The 17,020-nt window shown below is 60.1% G+C and carries 15 protein-coding genes and 2 pseudogenes; 7 read left to right on the top strand and 10 right to left on the bottom strand.

All coding sequences use genetic code 11. The features are described 5' to 3' along the window. From ASE60_RS29305 to ASE60_RS29295, 3 genes are read right to left on the bottom strand one after another with little or no spacing between them, the layout of a single operon-like run. Positions 1–3,051: an efflux RND transporter permease subunit gene (locus tag ASE60_RS29305; RefSeq protein WP_057255126.1), complete on the bottom strand. Its 3,051-nt coding sequence runs from the start codon at positions 3,049–3,051 to the stop codon at positions 1–3. Next, positions 3,048–4,145: an efflux RND transporter periplasmic adaptor subunit gene (locus ASE60_RS29300; RefSeq protein ID WP_057255125.1), complete on the bottom strand. Its 1,098-nt coding sequence runs from the start codon at positions 4,143–4,145 to the stop codon at positions 3,048–3,050. The genes ASE60_RS29305 and ASE60_RS29300 overlap by 4 nt, the downstream gene beginning before the upstream one ends. A gap of 1 nt (position 4,146) precedes the next feature. Beyond that, positions 4,147–5,211 carry an efflux RND transporter periplasmic adaptor subunit gene (locus ASE60_RS29295; protein WP_057255124.1) on the bottom strand — a complete coding sequence of 355 codons (1,065 nt, stop codon included), beginning with the start codon at positions 5,209–5,211 and terminating at the stop codon, positions 4,147–4,149. A gap of 203 nt (positions 5,212–5,414) precedes the next feature. On the opposite strand from ASE60_RS29295, the gene ASE60_RS29290 reads away from it, so the two are divergent. Then, on the top strand, positions 5,415–6,044 hold the full coding sequence (locus tag ASE60_RS29290) for a TetR/AcrR family transcriptional regulator (RefSeq protein WP_057255123.1): 630 nt from the start codon (positions 5,415–5,417) through the stop codon (positions 6,042–6,044). Positions 6,045–6,160: 116 nt separating this feature from the next. On the opposite strand, the gene ASE60_RS29285 is transcribed toward ASE60_RS29290, so the two are convergent. Together ASE60_RS29285 and ASE60_RS34945 are read right to left on the bottom strand one after the other, a co-directional pair. Further along, on the bottom strand, positions 6,161–6,754 hold the full coding sequence (locus ASE60_RS29285) for a hypothetical protein (RefSeq protein ID WP_057255122.1): 594 nt from the start codon (positions 6,752–6,754) through the stop codon (positions 6,161–6,163). Between the two features lie 12 nt (positions 6,755–6,766). Beyond that, on the bottom strand, positions 6,767–6,967 hold the full coding sequence (locus ASE60_RS34945; RefSeq protein ID WP_156414745.1) for a hypothetical protein: 201 nt from the start codon (positions 6,965–6,967) through the stop codon (positions 6,767–6,769). Positions 6,968–7,304: 337 nt separating this feature from the next. Here ASE60_RS34945 and ASE60_RS29280 point away from each other — a divergent pair, with 337 nt between their 5' ends. After that, the gene (locus ASE60_RS29280) at positions 7,305–8,009 is read left to right on the top strand and encodes a TetR/AcrR family transcriptional regulator (protein ID WP_244495727.1); all 705 of its coding nucleotides are present in this window, start codon (positions 7,305–7,307) and stop codon (positions 8,007–8,009) included. 113 nt (positions 8,010–8,122) lie between these two features. Here ASE60_RS29280 and ASE60_RS29275 read toward each other — a convergent pair whose 3' ends face one another. Further along, a complete protein-coding gene (locus tag ASE60_RS29275; protein ID WP_057255120.1) occupies positions 8,123–8,731 on the bottom strand; it encodes a TetR/AcrR family transcriptional regulator in 609 nt (202 codons plus the stop codon). A 322-nt stretch (positions 8,732–9,053) separates the two neighbouring features. On the opposite strand from ASE60_RS29275, the gene ASE60_RS29270 reads away from it, so the two are divergent. Then, complete coding sequence (locus ASE60_RS29270) at positions 9,054–9,716, top strand: FMN-dependent NADH-azoreductase (protein WP_057255119.1); 663 nt, start codon at positions 9,054–9,056, stop codon at positions 9,714–9,716. Between the two features lie 92 nt (positions 9,717–9,808). Here the strand turns inward: ASE60_RS29270 and ASE60_RS35890 are convergent. After that, positions 9,809–10,044 (bottom strand): annotated as a pseudogene (locus tag ASE60_RS35890) (LysR family transcriptional regulator); the annotation flags it as partial. Positions 10,045–10,440: 396 nt separating this feature from the next. Between ASE60_RS35890 and ASE60_RS29265 the strand changes: the two are divergent. Together ASE60_RS29265 and ASE60_RS29260 are read left to right on the top strand one after the other, a co-directional pair. Further along, on the top strand, positions 10,441–11,034 hold the full coding sequence (locus ASE60_RS29265; RefSeq protein WP_057255118.1) for an ankyrin repeat domain-containing protein: 594 nt from the start codon (positions 10,441–10,443) through the stop codon (positions 11,032–11,034). 13 nt (positions 11,035–11,047) lie between these two features. Beyond that, positions 11,048–11,560, top strand: a complete 513-nt coding sequence (locus ASE60_RS29260) for a YHS domain-containing (seleno)protein (protein WP_112994301.1) — start codon at positions 11,048–11,050, stop codon at positions 11,558–11,560. 20 nt (positions 11,561–11,580) lie between these two features. Here ASE60_RS29260 and ASE60_RS29255 read toward each other — a convergent pair whose 3' ends face one another. From ASE60_RS29255 to ASE60_RS29245, 3 genes are all read right to left on the bottom strand, one after another. After that, entirely contained in the window at positions 11,581–13,767 is a 2,187-nt protein-coding gene (locus ASE60_RS29255) for an adenylate/guanylate cyclase domain-containing protein (protein ID WP_057255116.1), read from the bottom strand. Between the two features lie 384 nt (positions 13,768–14,151). Next, positions 14,152–14,508, bottom strand: a complete 357-nt coding sequence (locus ASE60_RS29250) for a hypothetical protein (RefSeq protein WP_244495726.1) — start codon at positions 14,506–14,508, stop codon at positions 14,152–14,154. 244 nt (positions 14,509–14,752) lie between these two features. Beyond that, entirely contained in the window at positions 14,753–16,090 is a 1,338-nt protein-coding gene (locus ASE60_RS29245) for a sorbosone dehydrogenase family protein (protein WP_057255114.1), read from the bottom strand. A 330-nt stretch (positions 16,091–16,420) separates the two neighbouring features. Here ASE60_RS29245 and ASE60_RS35885 point away from each other — a divergent pair. Together ASE60_RS35885 and ASE60_RS29240 are read left to right on the top strand one after the other, a co-directional pair. Then, positions 16,421–16,522: pseudogene (locus ASE60_RS35885) on the top strand (biotin/lipoyl-binding protein); the annotation flags it as partial. 140 nt (positions 16,523–16,662) lie between these two features. Beyond that, positions 16,663–17,020 (top strand): hypothetical protein (locus ASE60_RS29240; protein ID WP_057255113.1); only part of this gene is annotated, 358 nt, incomplete at its 3' end.

Below are 17,020 nucleotides of genomic sequence, written 5' to 3'. Positions count from 1 at the left end.
TCAGCCCTCCTCGATCTCACGCGGTATCCGGAACCAGGCGACATAGAGCGCCGGCAGGAAGAGGAGCGTTAGTGCCGTGCCCACGACGATACCGCCCATCATTGCATAGGCCATGGGTCCCCAGAATATCTCGTGCGAGATCGGGATCAGCGCCAGGGTCGCGGCTGCGGCCGTCAGCATAATTGGTCGCATTCGGTGTTCGGTCGCCTCCACCACCGCCGTCCAGGGCGACTTTCCCGCGGCTCGCAATTCCTCGATCTCCACGATCAGGATCACCGAGTTGCGGATGAGAATGCCAACGAGTGCGAGCACCCCCAGAAGAGCGACGAAGCCGAGCGGGGCATTGCTCATGAACAGCGCCGCGACGACACCAATCAGCGCCAAAGGGGCAACCGAGAAGACCAGGAAGAGCCTGTGGAAGCTCTGGAGCTGGATCATCAGCAGGGTCGCCATGATAAGGAGCATGGCCGGCGCCACCGTGGCGATTGGCCCCTGCGACTTGGCGCTTTCTTCGACCGCGCCGCCGACTGCAACGGAATAGCCAACCGGCAGCGTCTTTTCGAACGCCGCAACCTTGTCGGCGAGCGCCTTCACGATGGTCGCCGGCTGCGTCGTACCACTGATCCCGGCCTTGATCGTGATGGTCGGGACCCTGTCGCGCCGCCAGATCGTCGGCTGTTCGAGCTCGTAACGGAACGTTGCGACCGATGAGAGCGGAACCGACTGACCGCTGCTGCTCTGCAGTTGCAGGTCGAGCAGCGTGTCGATCGAGCCGCGCTCCTTTTCCGAGGCACGACCGACGACATTGACCAGATAGATGTCGTCCCGGACCTGCGTTGCGGCGTCACCTTGTACGACGGTGTTGAGCGCCATCGCGATGTCTTGGGACGAGACACCGAGCTGCCGCGCCTTGTCCTGCAGCACGTCGATCTTTACGACACGTGCCGGTTCATTCCAGTTGAAGGCGAGATTCTTGAGGGAAGGATGGGCACCGATGACAGACCCCAGTTTCTGTGCCAGGTCGCGCACCGTCTGGAGGTCTTCGCCGGACACGCGGTACTGAATCGGCTTGCCGACCGGCGGTCCGATTTCCAGCAGCTTCACATAGGCGTCAGTGCCGGGAAAGGTCTTCTGGAGGTAAGCTTCCGCTTCTTGCTTCAGCTTGTCGCGGGCGTCGAGCTCCTTGGCGACGATAACGGTCTGACCGAAGGAAACGTCTGCCGGCTGCACGTCGAAGGAAAGGATGAAGCGCGGCGCGCCCCTTCCGACATATGTCGACCAGTGATCGACCGCAGGGTTTCCGGCCAGCATCTCGCGCTCGAACTGAGCCATTTGACGGCTCGTTTCGGCAATCGAGCTGTTCTGCGGCAGGTTCCAGTCAACGATCAGTTCCGGCCTGTCAGAGCTTGGGAAGAACTGCTGCGGCACCAATGTCAGCCCCGCGAGCGAACCTGCGAAGAGGAGAACGGTCGCGAGGATCGTCATCCAGCGCCAGCGCAAGCAGAACTGCAGCATGCTCGAGAATGCCCTCGCGAACCGGCCCTTGTGTTCAGCATGCTTCTTCATAGTCTTCGGCAGCAAGGTAACGCCGATGAGAGGCGTGAACAGGACGGCAACGATCCAGGAGACGACGAGCGATACGGCGATCACGACGAAGAGGGTGAAAGTGAATTCGCCGGCGCTGCTCTTGTTGAAGGCGACCGGGATGAAGCCCGCGACGGTCACGAGCGTGCCGGTCAGCATCGGAAAGGCCGTGGACGTGTAGACGTAGGTGGCGGCCTTCCTGAGACTGTCACCCATTTCCAGCCGTGCCACCATCATTTCGACCGCGATCATTGCGTCGTCGACGAGAAGACCGAGTGCGATAATGAGCGCACCGAGCGAGATTCGCTGCAGTGAAATGCCCGAATAGAGCATCACCATAAAGGTGATAGCGAGAACCAACGGGATCGCGATCGCCACGACCAGGCCTGCCCGGAAACCGAGACTGATAAAACTGATCGCGAGCACGATGGCCACCGCCTCGAACAGGGCCTTCGTGAAGCCTCCCACGGCCTCGTGAACGACTTTCGGTTGGTCGGATACCTGTTCGACCGAGACGCCGACGGGAAGATCCTGAACGATCCCGGCCATCGTCTTTTCGAGCGCTTCGCCAAAGGCAAGCAGGTTACCGCCGGTCTTCATGCCAATTGCGAGCCCGATGGCCGGTTTTCCCTTGAATCGGAAGAGCGAGGTCGGCGGGTCGACATAGCCACGCGTGATGTTGGCAACGTCTGTCAGCGGGAAGAATCGGTCGTTTACCCGTAGGTTGATCCCACGCAAGGTGTCTTCGGAGATAAAGCGTCCTCCGACCCGCAATGCGACGCGTTCTGGTCCCGTCTGAATGAAACCCGACTGGGTGACGGCGTTCTGCGCCTGCAGCGTGGAAATAATGTCGGCGCGGTTAAGGCCGAGGGCCGCGATCTTGCGGGTGGAGAACTCAAGATAGATGACCTCGTCCTGCGCGCCGACGATGTCGACCTTGCCGACGTCCGCAATCTTGAGGATCTGGGTACGGGCATCTTCCGCGAAGTCCCGCAGTTCCCGGTGACTTAGCCCGTCGCTGGTTAAGGCAAATATATTGCCGTAGACATCGCCGAACTGGTCATCGAACAACGGACCGATGACGCCCTGAGGGAACTCGTGTTTGATGTCGTCGATCAGGTTGCGCACCCGCGACCAGGTGGGCTTTACATCCTGCGCATTCGTATCCGGCAACAGATCGACGAAGACGATCGTCTGGCCGGCGGTTGTGATACTGCGGGTGTGTTCGAGATTGTTGAGTTCCTGCAGCTTCTTTTCGATGCGGTCGGTAACCTGCTGCGTCACTTCCTGGGCAGAGGCGCCGGGCCATTGGGCCTGGATCACCATCGTCTTGATCGTGAAGGATGGATCCTCTTCACGGCCAAGGCTTAGATAGGCAAACGCTCCCGCCACTGCGAAGATGATCATGAAATACCAGACGAGCGAGCGGTGCTCGAGCGCCCAGTCTGAAAGATTGAATTTGTTCACGGGCGATTATCCTGTTCAGTTCTCACACTCTGCCCCTCGGCAAGTTCATTCACGCCGGCGACGACGATCTCTTCGCCATCCTTGAGCCCGGAGAGGACTTGGACAGAACGGATGTCCGTGGAGGAGCCGTCGAGCCGCACGGCTTTGAGCGAGACGGTGTGTGTCTCCGGGTCAACCACCCAGACACGGTCGGCGCCGTCCTTCTTGACGACGGCCGTTGCCGGTACGTCGATCGCCGCCCCTTGCCGAACGCCGGCTGGTGCCGCGGTCACTACCGATCCCAGCCGGAAGACCTCCGGCGCCTCATCGATGGCGATTTTCAGCCGATGAGTACGAGTACCGGCATCCGCCTGCGGGCCAATTTCGCGCAGGACGCCGGAGGTCTGCAGCGCGTCATCGAGTTGGAGGGCAATGTCCGCTCGGTCCCCCAGACGCAACGATCGTAGATACGTTTCGGGAACGTCGACGACTACGTCGCGCTGATCAAGACGCGCAAGCTTCAGGACAGGCTGCCCGGCAGTTACCGTCTGTCCGACTTCGACCCAGGTCGCAGTCACAACACCATCGAACTCGGCCTTCAACACAGCATAGCCAAGCTGCTCGCGTACCTTCTCCAGGCTGGCATTTGCCTTGCCGACGCCCGCCCAGGCCGATTTCAGCGCCTGATCGGCGAGGTCCAGATCCGCGGTGCTCGCGGCGCTCGTCGAGGCAAGCCTCCGCTTGCGGTCCTGCGTCAACAAGGCATTCTCGAACTGCGCTTCAGCGTTGCGCAGATCGGCTTCGGCGCTGCGGACCGCAAGCTGAAGAGCAAACGGATCGATTTCAGCCACGACATCGCCGGCACGCACGAGGTCGCCAACATTTACCTTGCGCGACACGACGCGTCCCAAGGTTCGGAATGCAAGATCGGTCTCAACCCTGGCCTGGACGATCCCGGGGAGGCGCACTAGCTGCACGTGCGCTGCACTCACCGCAACGGACTTGACCGGCCGCGGCCTGGCGGTCTCACCTGCGCCGGCATCCTGACTACAGCCGGCAAGAATCGCCAGCGCTGCCAGGAGTGAAAACGAGACTTGGGGACGATAAGCAACCATCTTACTTGCCCTCCCAGGCCACCACTTGGCCTTGCTTGAGGAACTTTCCGCCCTCTGTGACGATCAGGTCTTGCGGAGCGATCCCGCCCTCCACGATCAGATCGCTTTGCCGGTACTTAGCGACTGCGATCTTTTGCAGCGAGACGGAGTTCTTCACGGGGTTGATGCGCCACACGGCGGGCTCGCCCATCGCGGAGGCGATCGCGCCGGCGGGCAGGACAATCCCCTTGCGTGACGGCGAACGGAATTCACCGACAACCGGCGTGCCAAGCGGCCATTGCGCATCTTCCGCAAGCGCCACCTTGATGCGGATCGTTCCGGTTCTCGTGTCGATGAAAGGAGCGATCTCCCTGACGGTCGCTTGAGTTTCGAGCGCGCGATCCCCGACCGGTGCGACACCGACCTGCGCCAATGGCCGTCCTTCGAGAAAGAAAGCCTCGAAGACGTCGAAAACGGCGTCGCGGGGGCCGTCATGGGCGAGAGTGAAGGCAGGCTGCGCCGCGGAAACCACCTGGCCGACTTCGATCTCGCGCGCGGTGATGATCCCTCCCGAGCCGGCCTTCAACTCGGTATGCGACAATGCGTCCTTCGCCGTTGCCAACGCCGCTTCCGCAGCATCCAGTGACGCTCGTGCCGTTCGCAGTTCCTTGTCAGCCTGATCGAAGGTCGCCTGAGCAATCGAGCGTGAGCGCAATAGCGCGTCATACCGTTCGAACGTCAGGGCCTTTTGCTTGACGATCGCCTGTGCCGATTCGAGCCCAGCGCGGGCTACCTCCACATCGGCCCGTTGTTCGGTATCGTTGAGACGAGCGAGGACGTCGCCGGCGTCCACATGCGATCCAACGTCGACGAGACGCTCGATAACCCTGCCGCTGACGCGGAAGGACAGATCGGATTGGATCCGTGCCTTGACTTCGCCGGTAATCTCTGCGGCCGGTTGATACTCGGCCGCAGACGCGCGAACCGCCCGAACCTGCTGTGGTGGCGCGGCCACTTCGGCTTTGTCTTCGCAAGCGGCGAGATAGGCGCAGGCGAGACCAATTCCAATCAAACGAAAGGGCTTCATGTTTTTCTCCACAGCGGTTTGCAATCAAAAGGGTGGTGCGCTAGTATCACTGACTAACGAGTTAGTCAATTAGTTGAGCAAGGCGCCGGGATGATCACAGTTGCCAAAGCGGCGAACCGTCTGTACCCGGGCTAACCTGCTAGGATTGCTTGCAACCAGGCGACCCGAACAACCGGTCCAATCCAGCAGGAAATGGAAGTGTGATGACAAAGACCGAAAAGAAGACCTCTCGGGCGGAACAAAAAGCCAGGCGCCCTCAGGAGATCCTCGAGGCCGCGTTCGAAGAATTTACCGTCAAGGGATACGCGGCGACGCGGGTGGAAGACGTTGCTGCCCGCCTCGGGGTGACGAAGGGCACCGTCTATCTCTATTTTCCGACGAAGGACGTTCTCTTCGAGGAAATGTTCCGCCATATGTCGACCCCGTTCGCGGACCTGCTGGCGTCTGTCGGCACACTCGAAGGTTCGACGGCGGACCAGCTACGGGCCCTTCTGCTCCTGGCATACGAAAAGATCGCCGACGACCGGAAAACAAGAGAACTCCTGCGCTTGTCATTGTCCGAGGGGACGCGCTTCCCCGACATTGTGGACCGACACCATGACGAGTTCATCGCTCCGTTGATCGCTGCCGTCCGTACGCTCGTCGATGAAGGCGTGGCATCGGGAGAATTCCGCGAGGGGGCCGCGTCAAAGTTTCCCGACGTCGTCGCCAGTTCGATCCTTCACGTTGCCGTGTGGCGCCTGATGTTTGCGGATCGAAAGCCGATTGATGGGCCTGCCTTCATCGAGGCGCATTTCGACCTGGCCCTAAACGGACTGTTACCGCGTTCATAGCCCCAGGTGGATCTTGCCGATCTCTGTGCACCTCTAAAGTCGCATAGAATCTCCTATCTTTTCCGGTGTGGAACTCGAACCGGGCCGGATCGTCCCCGCCTACCGAATGTTCCTTATCAGGGGATGGCGAGACTTCGAATAAACTGCTCGCCTCCGAGCACGATGAAAGACACGACGGCCATCATAAGGCCCCGCCGGAAGCGCACCTGTTTGATGATCCTGACGCGAGACGTCTTGAGCAGCTCGGCGCCGAGCACCGAGGTCCAGTCGGATCTCAGCGCCTCTCGGACGAAGTCTTTGAGATCGGCAAATGTGTCGGGTTCGACATAGTAGACGCGCTGATCGGAAGCAGCGGACGTTTTCCCGAGCAGGTCCTTTTCTGCGCGGGTTCGGCTCGGATAGAGCACTTGCCCGAACTGCAGGATCGGCAGGATGACAACGCCCCAGACCACGGCGAAGAACAGCGGGCCAAGCGGTGCACGCGTCGGCAGGAGATCGCCGAAATGCAGCACCAGATTGAGTGCCAGGATGTAGCCGGCGCCAACGATCTGCGCCTTGGTGTCATAGGAGCGCGCCGTCACTTGCGTTTCCTGCAACGCGGCAAGGAGCATCCTGTCTACATAATCCTGCTTGTTCTCACTCGGCGAGACGTACATCGGGGTATCCGATCGAAGAGAGCGCTCAAGGAGCGAGGCTGGGGTCTCCGGCATGGCTGTTCCGCCTCAGTGCAGCCGTACGGCAGCAGGCGCCGCGAGTGCACGCGGATCTATCGCCGGCTCGTCCGTCTCCCGAAATTGGTTGACGGCGATATAGGAGACCAGCGTCAGCATGGTCGCGACTGCGAGTCCGAGGACTTCGCAACTGCCAGAGAGATAAAGGCTAGCAACACAGACACAAAGAAACTGACCGGACGACGGGCGCATGAAAGCCTCCGCTCGAAAGGTTCGAGGTTGTAAGGGTTTGACGATGAGAAGGCCTACGCATGATCAAATTTGACCTTCGACTTGACTAATATGTCAATTCGACCTTCACGTCAATATGAGAATTACGCTTTTGTACGATGCAGGAGTTCTCTCCTCGCCGAGCCTAGCGCCGGGAATACGGGGGCGCGATGATAGTACTTCTTGCGCACTGGGTTTGCCGGTAGCTTTACGACGGCTGCAGCGGCACGATCGAACAGAACTAGCCGGTGCTGCCCCTCCGCGACTTAGAAAGGTCGTCGCATCTGGTTAGGGCTGATAACTGGACATTCTGGTCAATATGACCTATTTGCATGAAAAGTTTTCAGGTTGTCTGTACGTGGCCAAAATCGATCCGATCCGACGCGCCGAAATCGGGCGTGAAAAGCGCGCGAGAACTCGAGCGCAGCTTGTTGCTGCCGCCAATTCGCTGTTTGCTAGGCAGGCGGTGGAATCTGTCACAGTGGATGACGTGGTCAAGGAGGCCGGCGTCGCCAAGGGAACCTTCTACGTTCATTTCGACAGCCTGGAGGCAGTGACCGCAGCGGTCGCGGAGGAGCTGGTGCGGTCCTTCGACGAACTGCTGCAGCCGGGCCGAGGCTCCCTCACCGACCCTGCTCTAAAGATTGCCTTCGGGTGCTACTCATTCATCGACAAGGCTCTCAAAGACCCTCTATGGGCCAGCGTTGTCGCAAGACTGGCGGCAGCGGCGCCGAAGGGCGGCGAGATTGCCCGCCGCCGCCTCTTCGAAGACCTACAGCAGTTCTCGAAGGCATTGCCGGACGACGGGGTGTCTGCAGAGCTGAAACTGGAGATTGTCGTCGGAATCATGCTCCAGATCTTACGCGCGCTCGGCGAAGGAAGGTTGTCCTCGATCGACCGTGACGCTGCCATCAGCGCGATTCTGCGCGCGATCGGCCTCAATGCCCAGGAGGCCAAGTCTGTCCTTATGCGCTTACCGGCAACTCCCATGTCGGACAATTCCTCGCGAAGCGCGACCAAGTAGCGAACATGCGGGGCGGAGCAAGCTTCGCGATTTCGGACTGCTTTGCGAGCGGCACACCCCGGGGGCATGGTACATGCTCTATAATGCCGACACGGAAGCTTCGCCAGAACCCATCAAGGACTCGGGCTCTTGGGTCGGGCGCTCCCGATGGCCCGAAGTGCCGCTTCCAGGGCCTGGCTGGACAATTCAGGGGGGGCGACTCGTTGGAGAATGCCACGGGTCACCTGCAGCCAAATTCCAACGAGGATGTCGACAGCCAGTTCCGGGTCCCTCACTGTCATATGCCCTTGGGCAATCGCCTCAGCAATCTCGGTTTTGAGATTGTCGCGAACACTGCGGGCGAACTCGCCGCGGGTTTGCGCGCTCTGAACGACCAACCGCGCCCAGCCAGTGTCTGAAATCGCTTTTTCCAGTGATTGCGTGAAGGCGAAAGAAATACGGGCGATAGGGTCGCTCATCTCGAACCGATCAGGCGACAGCACGTCGTCGAAACTCCGGCCGAGTTGCCCGGTTACCTCAGAAACCAACTCCTCGATATTCTGGAAGTGATAGTAGAAGGTGCCCTTGGCGAGGCCCGCTGCCTCTGCAACAGCTTCCACTGTGAGGGCCTTGGCGGGCCCTTGCGCGAGCAACATCGTCCCCGCTTCGACGATTTGCGCGTGCGTCCTGGCCCGCCTTTCGCGCCCGATCTTCGCCCGGCGCTCCATATTTATCTTTGCCATTCGTCAACCTGCTCCGCAAATCCCGTGGCTCGCTATGAGCATATAGTCGTTTTGACTATTGCGTTCAATTGTATTGGAGCTTTCGCTTCCCGGCGCCGCGCCCGATCGACGGATGCAGCAGGCCAAGCCATCCTGAAAGGGCAACCGCAAAATCGCGACAGAGGCGATCGAAAGCTGGCGTGACCCATTTCTAATTTCCAGATGATCAGTGAACTTTCATATTGACTATATCGTCGAAATGACTTTATAATCATTTCTGTTGATCGAGACTTCCATCTTGCTCAGCCCCATCCCCGCTCAATTCCGTGTGTGAGGTTCATCGATGCCATCCCTCCTGCATCTCGATTCCAGCATTCTCGGCGGAAACTCCGTCAGCCGAGCGCTTTCGGCGGCTGTGGTCACACGCCTTAAGGATCTCAATCCTGGCTTTGACGTGGTGTATCGCGACCTTGCAGCCCAGCCGATCCCACACCTCTCAGGCAACTACGTAGCCGTGGTCAGGGGAGGCTTGGAAGCGAGCCATGATGCCGCGCTTCAGGCCGACCTTGCGCTTGGCCAAGCTGTTCTGGAAGAGTTCCTGGCAGCCGACACCGTCGTTCTCGGCGTAGCCCAGTATAATTTCAGCGTGCCCAGCCAACTGAAAGCGTGGATTGATCGAATCGCCGTCCCGGGCAAGACGTTTCGGTACACCGAAAAGGGACCCGAAGGCTTGGTGTTCAACAAGCGCGTCATCATAGCGTTGGCGCGCGGCGGCTTCTACGGACCGGGTTCACCAGCAGAGAAATTGGAGCACACGCTGAGCTATCTGAAGAGCGTGCTGACTTTCATCGGAATCGCCAGTCCTGAGGTTATCACTGCAGATGGGGTCAACGTAAGTTCCGAGCAGAGAAAGTCGTCGCTGAAGGAGGCAGCGGCAAAGGTTGCCGAGCTAGAAGATAGCAAAAGCATGTTGGAGAGTCCGTCCGCGCGGGCCTTAATCGCTTAAAAGTGCCGTCTGCCAAGAGAATTAGGAGAGCCAAGCCATCAGCCGGGGACCGGGGCCGACTACCCGGCACGCCGCGCCGCGGGAAGGCCAGGGAAGTCGATGCCCCTCACCTCCATGGGCTCGAACTTGCTGTTGGGCAGATCGATGCCAAGACCTGCGGAGACCAACGACACCAGCGAGAAGGTGTCGTCGCAGTATAGGCGAAACTCTTCGACAGATCGTGCTCCTCGAACTTTTTAGTGAAATATCGCTCAGTGTCAGAGAGGTTCTGCCGTGAGAACGAGATGATCTTCTCGCCCTTCAGATCCTCCACGCCGATCTCGCTTCGGGCAAGGCGACGACACGCGACGTGCTGACGAGGCTCTCGCGCGCAGCTGGTCGGGGCCCCAATCGACTGTGCCCCGGCATCGCCCTCCCCCACGCAGTTAAAGCCAGCGCACCATTTTGCCTGAGGCAATGCCGGCCGGACAGATTCACGCGTTTGACACCAAGCACCCCTTTGGTGGACCTCACCGCGGCACAATCCGCGTTAGATACGCTGTGCAGTCAGGGCCGGTGCTATGCCGCACAGTGTTTGACAAAGACCCGCGTGCCCGCTTTGAAACCTACTACTCTCCTTATGATTGTGATCGCCCACAAGGAGGGGCTTACACGAGACTAGGCGCGTCGCCGCCTACCCAAAAAACAGGGTCCATGCTATTTTAGAAACCTAGAAAGGCCAGCCATGCGCGGGTTATTGGCATTGGAAACGCTGATCTTCACGGCGACAATCGCCGCCGCGGGGAATTCCGTGTTCGATGCCGTAACAGCCCGAGATTCCGCCGCTGTCGAGAAGGCTCTGGCCTCGGGCGCCGATGTCAACAGCCGGGCGCACGATCAAGCAACGCCTCTGATAAACGCTGCTTTGGCCGACCAGCTCGCAATCGCCGAGTTGCTGATACATAAAGGTGCCGACGTTATGGCGCGAAACTCTGGCGGCTTTACCCCGCTTCATGCCGCGGCCTTTTCTGGCAGCCTGCCGATCACCAAACTACTGCTCGCCCACGGCGCGACGCTCGACGATGCGGCCAATAAGGCGGGTGTGACGCCGCTGATGGTTGCCGGGGAGGAAAACCACGTCGCTCTCGCTACGTTTCTTCTCGCCAGGGGAGCCGATGTCGGCCGTGTGGAGGTTCACGGCTACACGCCCATCACACGGGCGTTTTGGAAAGGCAATACCGACATTGTCCGGCTGTTGAAGCGGCATGGCGCGACCTGTCCTCCGGCCAGCGTTTTGGGCGACGACGATTACATGAAGTGTTTGGGAATCCACGATTGAGCAGGAGGGAACGATGCATGCGATGAGCAAACGCGCTCCGACTCGGGGGCTTCGCGGATCTGTGGCGATGGTTATCCTTGCGATCGCAGCCAATGTTGGTGGACCATCAGCTTTCGCCGATGACTCGGTGAACACAGGCTACTTCGGCGGCGTAGCGATCATGGGATACGACCCGGTCGCCTACTTCACCCGCGGCAAGGCAATGAAAGGTTCCGAAAAATTCTCCTACGAATGGCTGGGGACGCCCTGGCATTTCGCCAATGCCAAACACCGCGAAATGTTTATCAGCGAGCCGATGAAGTATGCGCCGCAGTATGGCGGCTACTGCGCGGGCGAGGTCGCATTCGGGTCAGTCACGGTAAACATCGATCCAGAAGCGTTCAAGATTATCGACGGCAAGCTTTACTTGACCTACGATCAGGGCGGTGCGAACTGGTTTGCGACCCACGCGGTGGAAGCAGTGGCCAAAGCCGATGACAATTGGCCGAAGATCGCGGCCGACCTCAAGCTGGATCAATATCACTGAACCGCCACGGATGCGCGTATCTATTTGACTGGCGAGAAGTAGAAGACCTTGCTCGAGTTCACGTAAGCATAGCCGCCTTCATCGGGCGAACTTGCACGTTTGTAGACCGGGCCGCAATCGGCTTGACCAAATGCGTTTTCACTCTGCTCACAGAGCAAGTCCCCCTTGACGAAAACCGTTTCGGTCATCATCTGCGTTGCTGAGCGGAATGCCGCCTTGCCATCGCGGTTAACCTGCAGGAGTGCCGGGCTTCCGGAGGGGCCGATCTTACCCCGCAGAAGTTTCCCCATGACCGTGCTCGCTATTTCGTCACTGTTCAACCGGTCGTGCGCGTCGCCTTGGAATCCGAATGGCCACTCCGGCATACCGGCCTCGCGCAGGGCATCGAGGATAAACGCCAAGTCCTGCTCGTTTCGAAAGTGGGCATGACTCATCCGCCAGCCCGCCAGGGACTCCGCAGATTTGCTACCGCCGAGCAGCCGGATTCCTTCGGCGACAGCCGCACGGGCATCCTCAAGCCGGGCGACCTGGACGTAGGCCATAGCGAGAGGGGTAACGAAATAGCCGTTTCCGGGCGAACCATCGCGCGCAAGCGCAAAATTTTCGATGGCCTTCACGTAGTCGCGTTGTAGATAGAAAATCAGCCCAGCGGTATACCGGTCGATGGCCGACAGGTTCGGATCGAGCTTGAGCGCCGTCTCGACGGCCGCAGCGGCTTCGGCAAGGTTTCCGGAGAACAGTTGAACGTATGCGACGGCCATCTGCGCTTCGGCATCGGCGGACCCGAGGGCTATCGCCTGCCGTGCTGAGGCGATGGCCTCTTCATAGCGTCGCTCCACGACCTGAATGACGGCAAGGACCGCGTACGGCGATGAAAGGGCGGGGTCGAGCGCCAAGGCACGGCTTGCCTTGTCGTAGGCCCTTTTTCGCGCCAATGCGCTCTGGAGAACGTCGTCAAATGCGTTTCGCCAGACGTAAGCGGTGGTGCGCGCGTCGGCCGCGAAGGCCTCAGCAAAACCGGGGTCGAGCGCCTCCGCCTTGTCAAACAGGGCTAGGGCCTCCAGCAACTCGGAAGGGCGTCCGGTCCTCGTCGCCTGCTCGGCCCGCAGATAATTGTCATATGCTTCAAGGTTCGCGGTCGGCGGTCGGGCAATCCGTTCGGTCTGCGACCGGGTCAACTCTAACCCGAGTGCCTTAGCGATCTGCCTGCTCATCTCGTCTTGCAGCACGAATACCTCCGCTTCGTCGCGGTCGAACCTCTTGGCCCAAACATGGTCGCCGCTTGCGATATCGATCAGTTGGGCATTGATGCGGATTTGATCCCCCGTTCGACGAACGCTGCCCTCGACGACAAAATGCACGCCGAGTTTGCGTCCGATGTCCGCCGCAGCTTCGGCTTTGCCTTTGTAAGCGAACACCGAATTCCGGGCGGTGACCTCCACGTCCGATAGACTTGCGAGATCGGTAATCAGATCGTCGGTGATGCCATCGGTGAAATAATCCTCGGCCGGGTCGCCGCTCAGATTGGCGAATGGCAGCACCGCAACCGATGTATGCTGCGGGGCAAACGACCATTGCCATGCGAAGACGATCGCCAAGGTTCCGATCAGCATCGCGGCGAGGCCCACTACCAAGATAATAGCCCGACGGCCGTGCCTGCGGCCGACCGTCAAGACCTTTCCCCCCTCGGATGGGTCGAGCAGAACGCGATAGACACGGACCGGGTCGGCTATATTTTTCAGGTGCTGCTCACCGAGGGCCGAAAAGCCGACATTGGCCTTGTGCACGGCGTGATCGAACGCGGTTCCGGATATACATATCCCGCCAGGCTGGGCCACACTTTGCAGTCGCGCGGCTATGTTCACGCCGTCGCCGTAGATGTCATCGCCTTCGACGATGACGTCACCGAGATTGATGCCAATACGGAACTGAATTCGCTGTGCCGCGGTAACAGCCTCGCAGCGGCCGGCCATTCTCCGCTGGATCACGGCGGCACATTGAACCGCGTCCACAACGCTCGCGAATTCAACGAGCGCACCATCGCCCATGAGCTTGATGATGCGGCCATGGAAGTCGGCTATGGCGGGATCAACCAACTCCCGGCGGCAGGCCTTCAGCCGCTCTAGGGTGCCAACCTCGTCCTCTCCCATCAGGCGGCTATAGCCGACAACATCAGCAGAGAGTATTGCGGTGAGCCGCCTCTCCATTTTCCCGCCCACACTCCAATGGCCAACTTTATCCTACCACTTCGAGGGCGCGCAGGCATCGCAATGTTCTAGTGAAGCCATCACGAAGCTTACATCGCATAGCCCTGATTTTGGCGGGCGTGCTGTGCTGTGTGCTCCACTCCATTGTCGCCCGCATGCTGCCGCTCCGGTGACACTCGCAACGTTTCGCCCGGCTTCAGATCAAGGAATGCCGTCAGGCCAGTACGACCACGCCAAGCCAGCCAGCAAGAGCGTTACCTCCTCGCCTTCCGCCAGCCAGCCGGCCTCGCCTCAGATTCGGAGCCGGCGCCGCTGCCTCGATCGCCTATGTAACGGGGCCGTCGAAGAGCAGGGAGACGCGGAGCCCTTGCCATTCCTTCAGCCTTAGCGGACTTTCACGTTGGCGTGCTGGTTGGCGGCATCGGTATCAGTAGCGGGCGTCTGGGTGTCATGGCCGGTGAAGGGACTGCCCTGACCGGGCGCCAAGGTACCACTATGGCCTGCACTGTTTGTCGTGAAAGCGTGTGTGTTGGAAGATGCTGTGCCGCCAGCCGCCAATCCGTTCTGTTGCGCTTGGAATAGATGGTCGTCCGCTTGGGCGATCGCACCGGAGGAGATCAGCAAGGCCGCCGAGGCGGTAATCAAGGTAACGATCCTCATTGCAATAACTCCATCTTTTTTGTTGTCGAAGCGTATGACACGCCTGCTGGCGTCGTTATTCCTTTCGATGCGGTTGGCCACGATAGAATATGGGCTATCGCACAAGCCTTGGCGGTTGATCTACCGCGTCGTGGGATCGGACAGTATGCGTCGCCGATGGGTCGCGAGACATGCAGTCATTCTCGAAAGGCGCCTATTCTGAGCAACAAGCTGAGGCTGTGCTGATACTGCGCTTAGGCTCGCCGTCAGGCGCTTTGTCGGCTTTCGGAGACGAACTCACGCCCCTCCCCTTCGCCAAAATGAGTTCTATACCTGCGCTCGGTTCTCAATTGCGTCGGCTTACGCGCCAAATGACGTTGCCGACGTCATCTGCCACAAGCAATGCGCCGCTTTTGTCGATCGCTACGCCGACCGGACGACCCATTGCCTTGTTGTCGGGGCCGATAAAGCCCGTGAGAATATCCTGTGGCCGGCCACTGGGTTTGCCATTTCGGAAAGGCACGAAGACAACCTTGTAGCCGCTGTAGACGCTCCGGTTCCAGGAGCCGTGCTGACCAACGAAAGCTCCGTTGCGATAGAGTGGGCCGATTGAAGCGCCCTTTGAGAACGTAAGACCCAGCGAGGCGGTGTGCGAGCCCAGCGCATAGTCCGGCTTGATAGCCTTGGCGACGAGATCGGGACGCTGTGGCTTGACGCGGGCGTCGACGTTCCCGCCGAAATAGCTGTAGGGCCAGCCGTAGAAGCCTCCATCGCGGACGGAGGTCATGTAGTCGGGGACGAGATCGTTACCGATCTCATCCCGTTCGTTGACGGCGACCCAGAGTTCGCCGCTCTGCGGATTCCAGGAGAGGCCGTTCGGGTTGCGCAGGCCCGAGGCGAAGACGCGCGTGCGGCGGCTTGCGCGGTCGATCTCGAGAACAGCGGCCCGGTTCGCCTCCGCTGCCATGCCGTTTTCCCCGACATTGCTGTTCGAGCCGACTGTAACGTACAGTTTGCGCCCGTCAGGGCTGGCGGTGACGTCCTTGGTCCAATGGTGGTTGAGATCGCCCGCCGGCAGATCGACAATCTTTTGCGCCGGAGCAGTTATACGGGTGCGGCCGCTCCTGTAGGGGAAGGCGACGAGGGCATCGGTGTTGGCGACGTAGATCGTGCCGTTCGAAAGAGTCATGCCGAAGGGCGAATTCAGTCCCTCCAGAAACCTCCGGCGCATGTCGGCGGCGCCATCTCCATCGGTGTCGCGCAGGAGCGTGATCCGATTGGCGCTTTTGGTTGCCGCGCCGGCACGCTTCATTGCGGCGCCCATGACCAGCTTGCGGAGGCTGAAGCCGCCGCCCTTCTTTTCCGGCGCGTTACTTTCAGCAACCAGCACATCGCCATTGGGCAGGACGTGCAGCCAACGGGGGTGGTCGAGACCTGTGGCGAAGGCATTGACCCTTAAGCCTTTTGCGGGCGTCGGCGCCGTGCCGTCCCGCCAACCTTTCGCTTCGGCGATCCGGATCGTGGGGATAAGCGTCGGTCGCGGCTTTGGCAGCGTCGGGTTCGGCCCATAGCCGCCGTTGGAGGCAATTGCCCCCGTCTTCTGATCCGAAACGGCGACACAACCGGTGGCGAGGACACCTATGATGGAGACAATGATCGAGAGTCGCGGGATCCCGGTATTCATCGGATGTCCTCCGAACGGAATGCATTTTTCGCCGCTTGTAACTTAGACACGAACCTCGCCGTTATTATTCCGTGGTTTTTGTGATCCGAGGTTCGCGCCCTGCGCGGCCAATCCACCCTACCCTTGCGGAGTAAGGCTCGTTCTGATGCCAGCCGCGGCAAAGCGGGTGAGCTGAATCTGGGTTGCATCCTCGGTGTAAAGGACGTGAACCGCGCGGCCGCTCGCCGTGAGTCCTGTTCCAACACGTAGAATGTGGCGTTTCGGATGTCTGTCATCGGTGCGCTCCTTTCGCGCAACAATAGCTGGCGAGCGCGATAGTTCCGCTGCATCATCGTTTCGCTTGCGCCCGACGTCACCGGGCTCGTCGATCGCGTTGCGGTCGCCGACAATGCCGTGGTTCGCAAGGGCGACGTTCTCTTCACCGTCGACAGGAGCCGGCGGCCTTCTCGCAGCCGGATTCGGGCCGCGTGCTTGGAACTAATGACGGGCAAGRCTGTTTCAGCTGTGACTTTGGCATGACGCTGACGCGCCCTCCTGGCTGGGTAAGCCTCGATTATGAGGAGACTCGCATCATGAAGATTTCGTCCAGATTTCGTTCAGTCGCGGCTGCGGTTATCGCTGCAGCAGGAATCAGCTTTGCCGGCTCCGCGCATGCCGACAGCGGTACGATCAGCTTCTCAGTCTACAAGGCTGCCTTCTTTGTGGGTGGTTCTGGCGGCGAGGGCACGCTGACCTTCCATGGTCGCCGCTATCCCATCTCTGTCGGCGGCATCTCGGGCGGCCTCGCCTTCGGGGCTTCTAAGACCTATTTCCATGGTACCGTTCGCCACATTCGCCGCGCCCGAGATGTGACGGGGGTCTACGGTGCGGTAGGCGGTGGCGGCGCGGTCGGCAAAGGGGCCCAGGTGATCGCCATGACCAATGACAAGG

Origin of the sequence: Ensifer sp. Root278, from assembly GCF_001429285.1 — a bacterium.
Lineage (GTDB): Bacteria > Pseudomonadota > Alphaproteobacteria > Rhizobiales > Rhizobiaceae > Ensifer.
Note: the sequence above shows the minus strand (reverse complement) of the source record. Positions and strands in the feature narration are given on the sequence as shown.

Bases quoted from the DNA above. Each gene is read 5' to 3' on its own strand.
- ASE60_RS29300 (WP_057255125.1), bottom strand. From the start codon at position 4,145: ATGGTTGCTTATCGTCCCCAAGTCTCGTTTTCACTCCTGGCAGCGCTG.
- ASE60_RS29295 (WP_057255124.1), bottom strand. From the start codon at position 5,211: ATGAAGCCCTTTCGTTTGATTGGAATTGGTCTCGCCTGCGCCTATCTC.
- ASE60_RS29290 (WP_057255123.1), top strand. From the start codon at position 5,415: ATGACAAAGACCGAAAAGAAGACCTCTCGGGCGGAACAAAAAGCCAGG.
- ASE60_RS29285 (WP_057255122.1), bottom strand. From the start codon at position 6,754: ATGCCGGAGACCCCAGCCTCGCTCCTTGAGCGCTCTCTTCGATCGGAT.
- ASE60_RS34945 (WP_156414745.1), bottom strand. From the start codon at position 6,967: ATGCGCCCGTCGTCCGGTCAGTTTCTTTGTGTCTGTGTTGCTAGCCTT.
- ASE60_RS29280 (WP_244495727.1), top strand. From the start codon at position 7,305: ATGACCTATTTGCATGAAAAGTTTTCAGGTTGTCTGTACGTGGCCAAA.
- ASE60_RS29275 (WP_057255120.1), bottom strand. From the start codon at position 8,731: ATGGCAAAGATAAATATGGAGCGCCGGGCGAAGATCGGGCGCGAAAGG.
- ASE60_RS29270 (WP_057255119.1), top strand. From the start codon at position 9,054: ATGCCATCCCTCCTGCATCTCGATTCCAGCATTCTCGGCGGAAACTCC.
- ASE60_RS29265 (WP_057255118.1), top strand. From the start codon at position 10,441: ATGCGCGGGTTATTGGCATTGGAAACGCTGATCTTCACGGCGACAATC.
- ASE60_RS29260 (WP_112994301.1), top strand. From the start codon at position 11,048: ATGCATGCGATGAGCAAACGCGCTCCGACTCGGGGGCTTCGCGGATCT.
- ASE60_RS29255 (WP_057255116.1), bottom strand. From the start codon at position 13,767: ATGGAGAGGCGGCTCACCGCAATACTCTCTGCTGATGTTGTCGGCTAT.
- ASE60_RS29245 (WP_057255114.1), bottom strand. From the start codon at position 16,090: ATGAATACCGGGATCCCGCGACTCTCGATCATTGTCTCCATCATAGGT.